This is a genomic window from Erythrobacter sp. R86502 (assembly GCF_042466465.1).
Taxonomy (GTDB): domain Bacteria; phylum Pseudomonadota; class Alphaproteobacteria; order Sphingomonadales; family Sphingomonadaceae; genus Erythrobacter.
The window spans coordinates 1913255-1925244 of the sequence record NZ_JAXHCJ010000001.1; the positions used below are offsets into that span (position 1 = coordinate 1913255).

At 59.5% G+C, this 11990-nt stretch carries 9 protein-coding genes and 1 tRNA gene; 2 read left to right on the plus strand and 8 right to left on the minus strand.

Features of this window, described 5'->3' with window-relative positions:
- Nucleotides 1-34: 34 nt before the first annotated feature.
- From SJY33_RS09180 to SJY33_RS09190, 3 genes are read right to left on the minus strand one after another with little or no spacing between them, the layout of a single operon-like run.
- Nucleotides 35-1294, minus strand: coding sequence for an O-antigen ligase domain-containing protein (locus SJY33_RS09180; protein WP_379922461.1), 1260 nt, complete (start codon nucleotides 1292-1294; stop codon nucleotides 35-37).
- Entirely contained in the window at nucleotides 1249-2676 is a 1428-nt protein-coding gene (locus SJY33_RS09185; protein WP_379922462.1) for a GumC family protein, read from the minus strand. The genes SJY33_RS09180 and SJY33_RS09185 overlap by 46 nt, the downstream gene beginning before the upstream one ends.
- Complete coding sequence (locus SJY33_RS09190; RefSeq protein WP_379922463.1) at nucleotides 2673-3920, minus strand: polysaccharide biosynthesis/export family protein; 1248 nt, start codon at nucleotides 3918-3920, stop codon at nucleotides 2673-2675. Before SJY33_RS09190 ends, SJY33_RS09185 begins: the two co-directional genes overlap by 4 nt.
- 251 nt (nucleotides 3921-4171) lie before the next feature.
- Here SJY33_RS09190 and SJY33_RS09195 point away from each other — a divergent pair, with 251 nt between their 5' ends.
- Together SJY33_RS09195 and SJY33_RS09200 are read left to right on the plus strand one after the other, a co-directional pair.
- Nucleotides 4172-4702, plus strand: coding sequence for a heme NO-binding domain-containing protein (locus SJY33_RS09195; RefSeq protein ID WP_379922464.1), 531 nt, complete (start codon nucleotides 4172-4174; stop codon nucleotides 4700-4702).
- Nucleotides 4699-6129 carry a sigma-54-dependent transcriptional regulator gene (locus SJY33_RS09200; protein WP_379922465.1) on the plus strand — a complete coding sequence of 477 codons (1431 nt, stop codon included), beginning with the start codon at nucleotides 4699-4701 and terminating at the stop codon, nucleotides 6127-6129. Before SJY33_RS09195 ends, SJY33_RS09200 begins: the two co-directional genes overlap by 4 nt.
- 617 nt (nucleotides 6130-6746) lie before the next feature.
- Here the strand turns inward: SJY33_RS09200 and SJY33_RS09205 are convergent.
- The 5 genes from SJY33_RS09205 to SJY33_RS09225 all read right to left on the minus strand — a co-directional run bounded on the left by SJY33_RS09205 (nucleotide 6747) and on the right by SJY33_RS09225 (nucleotide 11952).
- A complete protein-coding gene (locus tag SJY33_RS09205; protein WP_379922466.1) occupies nucleotides 6747-7976 on the minus strand; it encodes a tyrosine-type recombinase/integrase in 1230 nt (409 codons plus the stop codon).
- 201 nt (nucleotides 7977-8177) lie between these two features.
- Nucleotides 8178-8251, minus strand: a tRNA-Gly gene (locus SJY33_RS09210).
- Between the two features lie 159 nt (nucleotides 8252-8410).
- Nucleotides 8411-10537, minus strand: a complete 2127-nt coding sequence (locus tag SJY33_RS09215) for a TonB-dependent receptor (RefSeq protein WP_379922467.1) — start codon at nucleotides 10535-10537, stop codon at nucleotides 8411-8413.
- A 51-nt stretch (nucleotides 10538-10588) separates the two neighbouring features.
- Nucleotides 10589-10798, minus strand: a complete 210-nt coding sequence (locus SJY33_RS09220) for a hypothetical protein (RefSeq protein WP_379922468.1) — start codon at nucleotides 10796-10798, stop codon at nucleotides 10589-10591.
- Entirely contained in the window at nucleotides 10795-11952 is a 1158-nt protein-coding gene (locus SJY33_RS09225) for a PepSY-associated TM helix domain-containing protein (protein WP_379922469.1), read from the minus strand. The genes SJY33_RS09220 and SJY33_RS09225 overlap by 4 nt, the downstream gene beginning before the upstream one ends.
- Between the last annotated feature and the right edge of the window lie 38 nt (nucleotides 11953-11990).

Consider the following 11990-nt stretch of genomic DNA (forward strand, 5'->3'; position numbering starts at 1 on the left):
TTAGCTCACGCCCCATAGCCTTAACACAAATGTCTTATGCTTCTGGAGTTGGGTTCTCACGGAGCGCTAACCCGATGACCACCAGAGCCGGCCAATAGAGATAGGCAAGAATCTCGAGGTTCTCTCCGAAGGAATACAAGGCCAGTGCAAGCGTCAGGCTCAAACCGATCTGCGCACCCCTATCCGTCTGGGACCTGATCAGAAGGACGAGGAAGGTCGCTCCAAGCGGGATCGCGAGTGCGATGCTTCCCAGCAACCCTTTCACGAAAAGCAGCCCGTACCACGAATGGTGGCTGCCAATCGGCATGTACTCGACCAGATGAGGCCCGTCTTCGACCACCCCGTGACCGAACCAATAGGCTTCGGTCTCCCACCGGAGGATCGCAATTCGTCCCAGTGCAGCGCGCACGCGGCTTGAATCGGCCCGCGCTGCAGAAAATTCGCCTGCCGCGCCGTCGATAATATCAATCAGGGTCGGTCCGAAAATACCGAGCGCGAAGACTGCCGGAGCGGCAAGAAGCCAGAGTTGACCTTTACCCAACCGGCTCGCGCCCCAAACGATAGGCACGATCACAAAAAGAGCCACCAGTGCGAGCCGTGACTGCGAGAATAGCGCAAGCATTAGCCCGCCTGCGATACCGATAGCCTTCCATCCGCGGTGGCTCTCCTGAGCGGCGAGAAGCACATAAAGCACGCCCATCATCCCCGCAGCCGGAGACCATGGCGCAAAAAACTGCCAGCGCGGCGTGCCAGCCCCGGGTTCAATCGTGTAAAGCTGCGCTGCAAAGTATTCCGCTCCTGCGCCGCCCAGCACCTTGAGAGGAGATACCCATAAGACTTCGGGCAGTCCCACGTACGGCGCGATTAAAAAGATCGGCAGAAGAATGAGGGTTTGCAGACCAAGGCGGCACACTGCTCGGTATATCACCTCCGCCCGCACATCCAGCATCGCTCCTACAAGCGGAAACAGAGCAAGCAGCGCCCAACCTTTCGCCCAACCGACGCTGGACTTGATCGTCTTGCCAAAGTCGAGCTCGAAATTGACGTGACCGACCCACAGGATGACGAGCATCGCAAGCATCCCCGCCAGCCATGCCCAAACCGTGCCGGGAATAGCGGTCGCTTTCACCCGGTCGAGATAGAGCGCCAGCGCGACCATCCCGGCCAGCGCCCAGCCGAGGACAGGACCAGCGATGTACAAGCCACCGACCAGCCACAGCGCCCAGGTCCACCCGACGCCTCGCGCGATCAGCCGTTCGGCAGAAGTTTGCGGATGATGGGCTGTCTCAGCCATAGCAGCAGCGATCCGATAAGAATGAAGAAGGTGGCACCGATTGCTCCTGCGATGATAAGCAGCGCGGACGGCGCCGCCTTGGCGCGCGGGAGCGATGGTGCTTCGAGCGTCTGGACAAGCGGATAAGACGCGAATGGGTCAGACTTGTTGGTGTCGAGCCGGGCCAGAGCTGAGCTGAAGACAGCTTCGGCAACGCGAAGATCACGCAAAAGTTCGGCCAGTTCTGCCGCTTGCGCGACCTGGTCTTTGGTGTCTGCCGACTGCTCGGAAATCTGGCGGCGCAATTCGTTGAGGGCAGCGCCGTGCCCGCTGCGATCGCTGTCGCGTTCGGACAGGCTGGCGAAAAGGTTTTCGCGGGCGTTCGATACCGAAAGGTCTGCCAGCGCAATGACTTTCGCGCCGCCTAGGCCGGTGACAGCAGCCCCGCGCCTGGCCAACTCGGCCTTCAGTGAATTCTTTTCCGCTGCGAGCTCTTCCATCGTCGCATGCGCATCGCCCAAAGTGCCGGAGCGCCTAGCACGCTCGCCGCTCGCTTTGGCATAGCGGGAAAGCAAGTCCTGAAACTCCGGGTCGGCCTTCAACTGCATAGCCCGGCGTGCCTGCGGGAGGGTGATGTCGAGAGTCGAGGAAAGCCGCGCGGCCGCAGCCCCGGTTTCCGCCACGCGAACGCGGCGGTCGCGTTCATTTGCCTTCAATTCGTCCAGAGCGGTGATCCGGCCAGCAAACTGGTCGAGCGATACGAGACCTGTCTTCCCCTGGAAATCGAGCAGCGCTTGCTGCGCTTCGTCGACTTTGCGTTCAAGCTCAGTAATGCGCGCAACGTCCGCCTCTTCGCGGGTGCGAGCCTCATCGTCGCGGAGCTTCTCAAGCGCGGTATTGAATGCCTGCTGCAGCGCTTGCATGCGTGCTTGCGCCTGCTCGGGAGACCGCGCGCTCATCCGCAGTTCGATGACATTGGTCTGGTCGATCAGCTTGATGTCTGGCGCGGGAAAAGCCCCTTCATCTTCACCGGCAAGCCCCGCCGCGTCACGCAGAACAATGTCCGACATCAGCAGGCGCTTGTAATTTTCGGTCGGGCTCAGGCTCGTAGAGGAGAATGCCGAAGAGGTATTGGTGGTGGCCTGACCGATCAATTCGAGGTTCATGCTCGCACCCACGCCTGTTCCCGGAAGAATCAAGGTCATGCGGCTGTCGAACCTGTCAGGAGCAAAAGCGATATAGATCAGCGCCAGGAGCCAGACGAGCGCTAGAGGACCCGCCAGCGCCATGAGATAGCGGCGATAGCGGCCGACCGAAGGTAGACCGTCCCGGACAAGCATCCAAACACGGAGCAGGCGACGCGGTGGTTGCAGCTGATCGAAATCGGCGACAAAGCTCTTCACAGCGCACTATCTAGCAGGATTGCCGGGGTCGCAGTGTTGACAGCGTCGGTGACAAGACCAACCGCCTCGCGGAAATTGGTCCAGCGGCTGTCATAACAGGCAATAGCGTCACCCGGCATCAGATACGGGTTGAGTGCATCGCGGTTGGCTTCGCGCACGAGTTTCTCGATGTCGCGCTCTATCACGATGCTCTGCCCGTTGATCGGGTTGCGCGAAATCAGCACAGCGCGGCGGTCCGACTGCATGTAGCTCCCGCCCACACAATTGGCCGCGACCAGCCCCTGAAGGAAACGCGTTCCATAGGGCAACGAAGTGGTCTGATGGCCTATGGCCGCGCCCGCATTGTTCATCGCGCTGCGCGTGAGGTTGGACATGAACACGCGGATGCCCGGAGCCGTGAGCGGGGTGGGACGGACGAGGTCGGCGTTAAAGCAGGTGCGGCTCGGGACGACGATTCGGTCACCGCTGGCGACGGACACGTCGCGGCTCGACCAGCCGTGGATGAAACCGGATAGGTCGAACTCCGCATAGGTGTTGCCGCGCAGAAGATAGATGCGCTGGACATCGGCATCAGGACGCACTCCGCCCGCGGCCCGGATTGCTCCCGCAATTGTGCGGCTGACATTGTCATCGCCGCTTACCGCACCCTCTTTCAGCCCGATACGGCTTTCAGGGTCACGCTCTCCCGCGCGAACCGCGCCTGGCTGGAAGACCGCGCCGCTGACTGCGACCGATGTCCCCGCATTCTCGATAAGTGATACGCGAACCGCGTTCTGGAGCGGACGCACCAGATTGGCGTTTACGAGCTGCTTGTGCAGGCTCGTCGTCAGATCCTGTATCGAAAGACCGCTGGCCTGCACAGGCACCTGCCTACGCAGCGCGATCGTGCCGTCGCTCTCGATCACATAAGTCCCGGTAAGGCGATCCTCGTCGCCCAGAACGGTGATTTCCAGACGGTCTCCCGTGCCGAGCGGCGCTGTCCGGTCGAGGAAGGCGGCGGGGGAGACGCGGCGATACGTATCAAGCTCGCGTGGCACTTCCCAGCTGCATGTCGGTGCGCCGCGCGCGACCGGCGCGTCGCTGATCCAGTCGCCCTTCGGTTGCTCGCTTCCGGCCCAGGCCATTTGACCCGGCGCATAGACCGAGCTCCCCAGGTTCTCTGGAGCGGGACCGGCAACGCAGCCCGATACCAGGACTGCACCTGCAGCGCAGGCCAGCACTGTCTTGTTGATTGAACGCAACATGCGAAACTCCCTGAACGGCGGTTGCCCATCGTTTCTCAAGGATCGTGCCAACCTCGCACAATCGGGGAATTGTGCGGTTTGCGAATGGTGCGATTGGTGAAATTCTCAAAATGCGTCAGCAATTTTTGCGTTTTGCAAAGAAATTCGCATTATGCGTCATCGAAAGGACTCCAAAAGCCTCGAACAATGCGAATTTTTCGGCACGCCCTTTGCATAATGGGAGACAGAACGAATTATCGGAGTCATCTTGAATGAAGGGGATTATCTATTCGGAGCTGGTCGGCTTTCTCGACGTGAAAGGCGGGCCGGCCTTCACGGAGAAAGTGCTTGCCGGAGCCGATTTGCCACATGGCGGTGCGTTCTCGCGTGTCTCGCGCTATCCTTGGGAGCAGGCCGTGCAGGTTGTGACTTCGGCTTCGAAGATCAGCGGCGCGGATGCCAATGATCTGTGCGAGGAGTTCGGCAGGTTCCTGTTCGACCGCTTCACCATTCTCTACACCGAGATTGTCGAGCGTTACCCGACTGCCGAAGGGATGCTCGCCCATGTGGAGGATCACATTCATGAAGAGGTCCGGGTGCTCTATCCGGACGCCGAGCCGCCTCAGGTATCGTCATGGAAAGATGACGATGGGTTTGTAGTCGAATACTGTTCTCACCGCCCCTTCGCGCACATCGCTTTTGGGCTCGTACAAGGCTGCATGAAGCATTTCGGCGATCCGCGTTCGATCCACTGGGTCAATCGTGATCCCACCGGCAGGACTGCTTACTTCAGGATCCAATGATGACAGAAGCCCGCATTCTCATTGTCGAAGACAGTGCTTCTCTGGCACTCGGCTACTCCGCGCAACTTGAGGATGCTGGCCACGAAGTAAGCCTTTGCGAGAGCCTGGGCGAAGCGCGTCGTGCGCTATCAGCCGAAAGGTTTGATGTTATCTTGCTTGACCTGCAATTGCCTGATGGAGACGGGTTGACGCTGTTCGAAGTTCTTTCGGGAAGCAAAGGCAACCCGGCCGTTATCGTCGTGACCGCAGATGGTTCGTTGAACCGGGCGATCGCGGCAATGCGGCTCGGAGCCTATGATTTCCTGGTGAAACCGGTTTCGGGCATGCGGTTGTTGACCACAGTGTCCAACGCTGCCGAGCAGAGCAAGGCCGTTCCCGAGCCGGTTGCGCCCAGTTGTTCTCCGCTTGATGAAAGCGATACATTTCACGGTTTTATCGGCAAATCGCCGGCGATGAAGGTGGTGTTCCGCACAATCGAAAGCGTGGCCGATTCAAAGGCGACCGTGTTCGTGACCGGTGAAAGCGGCACGGGCAAGGAAGTCACTGCGGAAGCGATCCACTCCGCAAGTAAGCGCCGCAAAGGCCCTTTCGTAGCAATCAATTGCGGGGCGATCCCTGAGAACCTGTTGGAGTCCGAATTGTTCGGTCATGTCAAAGGTGCGTTTACGGGTGCGATCGAAAACCGCATTGGCGCTGCAAAGGCAGCAGACGGCGGGACGCTCTTCCTCGACGAAATTTGCGAGATAGATTTGAAACTTCAGGTCAAACTTCTGCGCTTTCTTCAATCCGGAATGATTCAGCGTGTTGGCAGCTCTGCGGCCGAACCGGTCAATGTGCGCATTGTCTGCGCAACCAACCGCAACCCCGAACGCGAAGTTGCCGAAGGACGATTTCGTGAAGACCTTTATTACCGTCTCAACGTAATCCCGATCACGCTTCCCGCTTTGCGCGATCGCGGCGATGATATCTCGCTTATCGCTAGCGCTCTGGCCGAAAGGATCGCGACCGAGGAAGGGCGAAACGTTTCCGGTTTTTCAAAAGCGAGCGAAAATTATCTCAGACAGCATGACTGGCCGGGTAACGTGCGCGAATTGCAAAACTTCTTGCGCCGGGCGATTATCACGGGATCGGGCAGCAAGGTGGAGTTGGCGGGTGGAACCCACCAATCGTCGCGGTCTACACACCGCAATGTCACAGCGATTGGGGCAGAAACGGGTGCTATCGAAGCGGTGCCCCAACCTATCGCTTCCAAGGCTTCGCACGATGCTTCGATCGCCGACTTTTCCGGCATGACGCTGGACCAAGTGGAACGGCTCGCAATAGAGCAAGCCATTGCCCGCAACTCCGGCAACATTGTCCAAGCTGCTCGCGGGCTCGGCGTGAGCCCCTCGACTATTTACCGAAAACTGGAGCGTTGGGGCGGATAGTTTGAAAATAAGTGGCGAGCTCCCATAATATCGCGTTCTGTACAAGCGCCAGAAGTGATCTGTCGACTTTCACACTTTACCGACCATCAGTAGACCCGATGTATGATCCTGTGAGCAGAGGGCAGCTTCCGGCAGAAATGAATATTCAGCCTGACGAACTCGAAGGCCGTGTTTTGGGTCGACAGCCGCCGTCTTCGACTGGTTGATCGGACTGCTATTTTCCTCCCTTGTTCGCCCAATCATTCCTTTCGGCAAACAGCCAATGGCTGACATCGTGCGTGCCGTTCAACCGCTAGAACCCGATCGAGGCTTTACAGCCCAACCTGCCGGAGGCTCCGTTCTGGGCGAATGGCTAAGGGTACCATGCTGGAAACGTCGTAAGCTTTGAATCCGGACCGCGCAGTTGGGGAAAATGAGCACACCCTACCCCGCGAATTCGGGTTGCATCTCACTGATGTATCGAAGGAAATGCGGTTTGTGCACAAGTGACCCGCCTGCGAGTTATGCGGGTTTGCGGCGAGTTGTGGGCAAGTCGTTCTGGCTTATCACTCTGAAATTCTGCCGTAATTCTTCGATCGTTTGCGGATCATAGGCAAGTTACGGCTTCTCGAGGCTGATCACCGATTTCCCGCCTTGATCGGCACGACCTCAGCGCCCTTGCGCAGCTGGTCTAGGTGGTCGCTCCACCATTGCGCCATGGCCACGCGCTCTTTCCAGTGTGCGCCGCGATGGTAGGCGGCGCGGACCCTGTCGCTGTCGCCGTGGGCTAGCGCGCGCTCGATGGCGTCGGGATGCCACTTGCCGCTTTCGTTGAGCAGCGTTGATGCCATCGCGCGGAAGCCGTGGGCGGTCATCTCGTCGGTGGAGTAGCCGAGGCGGCGCAGGCCTGCGTTGATCGTGTTGTCGCTCATCGGGCGCTTGCGGGAGCGGATCGATGGGAAGACGTAGCCGTCGGGTCCGGTCAGCGTGCGTAGGTCTTCGAGGATCGCAATCGACTGGGTTGAGAGCGGGACAAGGTGGTCCTTGCGCATCTTGGTCTTTCCCGCTGGGATGGTCCACAGTGCGCCATCTAGATCGAATTCGCTCCATTCGGCATGACGCAGTTCGCCGGGCCGGACGAACACATGCGGGGCTAATTGCATCGCCAGCTTGGTGATCGGCTGGCCCTCATAGCCATCGATAGCGCGCAGCAGCTCGCCCACACGCGCCGAGTTGATGATCGCGCCGTAGTGGGTGACGGTGGGAGCGGTCAGCGCGCCGCGCAAGTCGCGGGTCGGGTCCGAGGCGAGGCGGGCGGTGGCGACCGCATAGCGAAATACTGCTCCGGCCAGTTGCAGGGTACGGCGGGCGCTTTCCAGCTGGCCCTTGCGTTCGATCTTGCGGACGGCAATCAACACATCGGCAGGTTCGATATCGGTGATGGGCAGTTTGCCGATCGATCCTTTGAGCAGCGACAGCAGATACTCGCTGCGCGTGGCCGTGCTCACCGCCCAGGCCTTTTGACCATCGCGCCGCCGCTTCGCACAGAACTCGGCGGCAATAGCGTCGAAGGTTGTCTCGGCCTGGATGCGCGACCGCACCTTCTCGCGTTGCTTTTCGCGGCCCGGATCCTTGCCAGCGGCCACCAACTCGCGGGCAGCATCGCGCCTGCGCCGCGCCTCCGCGAGCCCGACCTGAGGATAGATGCCGATCGCCAGCTTCTTCTCCTTGCCGTCGATGCGATACTTGACCCGCCACAGCTTGCCGCCTGACGGCTGCACCAGCAGGAACAGGCCGAGGGTATCACCCACCTTATAGGGCTTCTCGCGCGGCTTTGCGTTTCTGATCGCAACATCTGTCAGCGGCATGGCCCTCGGTCCTTTCCCAGCTCGTGGCCCCCACGTGGGGGCCAATCCAATTGCCCGAAATGCCGTGGCCCCGCGAGGTGGCCCCCAAGGGCCTCGGATGCAGCGGGAAGAATAGGGACATTCTCGGACGACCGAGAGCCTAAATCCCTCGGATTTCCAAGGGCTTTATAGACTTTCTGGGGCTGTTTGGGAAGGGAGGGCTGGAGCGGGTGAAGGGAATCGAACCCTCGTCGTCAGCTTGGGAAGCTGCTGCTCTACCATTGAGCTACACCCGCAGCGTGCTAAAAAGGCAGGAATTTGTAAAAGCGCCCAAAACGCTTTGCCATGGCCAAGCACATCCGAGGCGCCCATTGCCACGTTTGGGCCTGACGGGTCAACAATTGTTCAGCTACGCCAGCACGAACCTTTCACCAGAGCCAGTGGTCGCCAGCACTTCAGAACGACACTGATGCCGAGGCTCTGACCGTGCGCGGCGCGCCTTGCAGCAGAGCCGGCGCAAAGCTGTCGAAGGACGACGCCCAGAATGCGTTGTCGAACACGTTGTCGGCAGTAAGGCGCAGGGTCACGGGTGCCTCGCCCGCGACGAAGACATAGCGTGCACCAAGGTCGATCGTCGTCCAGTCATCGATTTTCAGGGTATTGGCGTTATCAGCGAATTGTTCCCCTGTATGGGTGATGCGGCCTGTCAGAGTGAAGCCCGCTGCGAAGGGCAAATCCCACTCAACGTTTCCGTTGAAGGTAAAATCGGGGACGCCAACGACGTTCAGTCCGCCATTCAATTCGGCGTCGGTGACGGCAATCCCTGTGATGATCCGGAGGCCGGGTACGATTTCGCCGTTGACGTTGGCTTCCACGCCTCTGTGTCGCTGATTTCCGACATAACCAAACCGCCGATCGGCATTAGCTCCGATCACGCCTTCCCCGGGCCGCTCGATCTGGAAAAGAGCGAGGCTCGCGAACATCCGGCCGATGGCATATTTGGCGCCAATTTCGAATTGCTCCGACACCCGCGGGGCGAGCACTTCGCCCGTATTGCTCAACGATGGATCGATGGGCGCGACCGGGCCTTGCTGCAAGGCTTCGATATAGTTGCCGTACAGCGAAAGGCCTTCAGCCGGCTTGACCACGACCCCGACGACCGGAGTCCATCGGTTTTCGATATAGACGGTGTCGCGCGCGCCATCTGCGTAGCTGAACCCTTCAACACGGATTTCCTGATAGCGCACGCCTCCTGTCAGCAGCACCTTGTCGGCAAACAGGCCGATCGTATCGGAGACAAAAAGGCTGGAGAGGCGGTTTTTCGCAATCGGGAAGGGATCGTTCAGGTCGCCGCCGACAAGACTGGATGAAGGGAGGGGAAGCTGCGGGGTATCGTACAGATTGGTAGCGAAACCTGCAAAGCCCGGCCCGTAGAGAAAGTCATACGCATTGCGGTTAAGCTGCCAGTTGATGTTGCCGCCAAGGTTCACTTCGTGGCTTGTGGGACCGACCGCAAAGCGGCTGCGTAACCCTGCTTCAAGGGCTTCATTGTTATCGGTCCGCGGTACGAACAAGGCCGTGCCATTCGCCGCGCCTGTCGCTTCGTCCAGGACAGTAATTGCCCCGTAAATGCCATCCTCACGCCCATCGCGCGCCCCGCCCCGCGCATACAGCATGGCGTTGTCGGACAGATCGTATTCAAGGTTGAACGTACCGAAGATGTCCCGCAGTTCGGTAAAGGTATAATCTTGCGCGTAGTTGGCTTCGCTATCCGGAACCTGTGGGATGAAACCGGCTATCGTTACCTTCGGCCGCAGACCATCGACCCGCACTTCCTGGTAGGCAAGGTCAAGTGCGGCGCGCAAGGCACCACCATCGTAATCAATCGCGGCGCCCAGAACCTTGGTTCGACGATTCTCACGATCAATCGCGACCTCACCGTCACGATAGGCGGCATTGATGCGCACACCCCATTCGTTGTTCATCCCGAACCGGCGCGACACGTCGAAACTGCCGCCGAAATTCGCATCACCGACAAAGCCTACCGTCGCACGGGTAAAATCGCGCCGGCCAGCGCGTTTAAGAGCCAGATTTACGCTTCCGCCCAAGGCTGAACCGCCCGGCGCCGCACCATTGATGAAAGCATTGGCGCCGTTCAACACCTCAACCCGGTCAAACAGTTCCGGTGCGACCAACTGGCGCGGGGCGATGCCATAAAGGCCGTTCACCCCGATATCATCGCTGAACAGGGCAAAGCCGCGGATCACGAACTGCTCGGCTGCATTGCCAAACCCATAGGTCGTCCGCACGGTGGGATCGTTGTCGAGCACATCGCCCAGCGTCAGGGGCTGCTGGTTGTAGATAAGCGTTTCATCGAAGCTGCGCAGTTGGAACGGCAGATCTTCAGCGGGCATCGGACCGAACACCCCGGCTTCGCCGCCATTGATCACCTGGGTTGCATTGTCGCGTTGTGCCGTGACGACGATGATCACGTCGTCCTCTACAGTCTGCGCACTAGTGGGCGTCGACACGGCAGCTGCAAGAACTGAAGCAGTGAGGATATAACGGGTCTGGATCATCATGAACATTTCCGGGTGTGTTGGTCGTGACTGGAAGAAAGAGGAGGGTGGCCGTCAGCCTCGCCCGCGCCATGCCGCACAGGCTGCAAGAAGAGGGGCTGAAAGCAGGAGCGCGGCGGCAAGATCGGTCCAGCCGTCGTCCAACAGGCCCCAAATCAAACCTGCAAGGGAAGCCGTCAGCAAGGCCAGCGGCACAGCGAATATCTGTCCGAGATTGCGGTGTCTGGTGCGCGAACCCGCGTGAGAAGGGGCAAGGTTGCTCATGATGAGGCACGCGCCATAGCGCCGGTCGCAATCTCATCGATCCGCCGATCCACCCGGCCCGGCTCACGCCGCAGCCATAGCAGAACGCCGGTCCACAAGACCCAGATCGTCGCCAGATCGAGCAATGCCCACAGTATCTTGAGCGCAAGCCCTCCATAGTCTCCGAAATGAAGGGGTTTGGACAGCATCAATGCCTGGTTGAGCTTCGGCATATCGCCCGCATCCGTAAGCGTCGCATTGCGTGCATCGATCAGGGCCGGGGTCAAAAGAAACTGCGTTGCAGGGCTGTCCCCCTGAAAGAATACGGCATAGTGATGCCCGGTGCTGAATGCTCCGCCCGGAAAGGCAATAAACTGCGGATCACGGCCCGGAAGCGCGGCCTGCGCAGAGATCATTGCATTGTCGAGCGACGCGTATTGATCCGGCGCAACAGGTGCCACTCCGGCATACTTCGCCGTCATCGCGGCCAATTCGCCGTTTTGCCACTGCGCGGTAAGCGGGTCTGCCAGTGTGTTGATGACGCCCGTCAACCCGACGACCAACGCCCAGCCCAGCGTTACAATTCCCAAAAGATTGTGCTGATCCAGCCGTTTCACGCGTTGGCTTTTACGCGTGCGCAGCGTCCCGAATTGCAGGCGGCGCATGAAGGGTGCGTAGAGCACAGCGCCCGAAATCAGCGCAATGACAAAAAGCAGCCCCATTGATCCAAGGAACAGCATTCCCGGCAGGCCCAGAAAGAGATCGACATGGAGCGAAAGAATGACATCCATGATCCCGCCGCTGGGCGCAGGGCCGATCGCTTTGCCGGTTGCCCGGTCAAGGAAAAGCAATGTCATATCAGCTTCGGCAGCATCGGCGCTTGGCCCGGTGGTGACTGTCAGCAGCGAGCTATCGTTGCTGAATGCCATGAACAGCGGCACTTGATCTGGTTTTTGCGCAAGTGCCTGCGACAACATCACATCAAGCGGCAGCCCCCCTTGCGCGGACGGTGCGCCAGCCAGCTGCGCATCGTAATCCTCACCCACAATCGCATCGATTTCGTCATGGAAAATCAACGGCAGACCCGTGACGCACAGCATCAGCAAGAACAGGGTAGACGCAAGACCCGTCCATTTGTGAACGTAAAACCAGACCTTGATGGTGGAACGCTTCACATCGTCTCCGCAAGTGGCGAAATTTGGGGGCAAGGCCC

Excerpts from the sequence above, each read along its gene's own strand:
- SJY33_RS09180 (WP_379922461.1), bottom strand. The coding sequence starts at position 1,294 with ATGGCTGAGACAGCCCATCATCCGCAAACTTCTGCCGAACGGCTGATC.
- SJY33_RS09190 (WP_379922463.1), bottom strand. The coding sequence starts at position 3,920 with ATGTTGCGTTCAATCAACAAGACAGTGCTGGCCTGCGCTGCAGGTGCA.
- SJY33_RS09195 (WP_379922464.1), top strand. The coding sequence starts at position 4,172 with ATGAAGGGGATTATCTATTCGGAGCTGGTCGGCTTTCTCGACGTGAAA.
- SJY33_RS09200 (WP_379922465.1), top strand. The coding sequence starts at position 4,699 with ATGATGACAGAAGCCCGCATTCTCATTGTCGAAGACAGTGCTTCTCTG.
- SJY33_RS09205 (WP_379922466.1), bottom strand. The coding sequence starts at position 7,976 with ATGCCGCTGACAGATGTTGCGATCAGAAACGCAAAGCCGCGCGAGAAG.
- SJY33_RS09215 (WP_379922467.1), bottom strand. The coding sequence starts at position 10,537 with ATGATGATCCAGACCCGTTATATCCTCACTGCTTCAGTTCTTGCAGCT.
- SJY33_RS09220 (WP_379922468.1), bottom strand. The coding sequence starts at position 10,798 with ATGAGCAACCTTGCCCCTTCTCACGCGGGTTCGCGCACCAGACACCGC.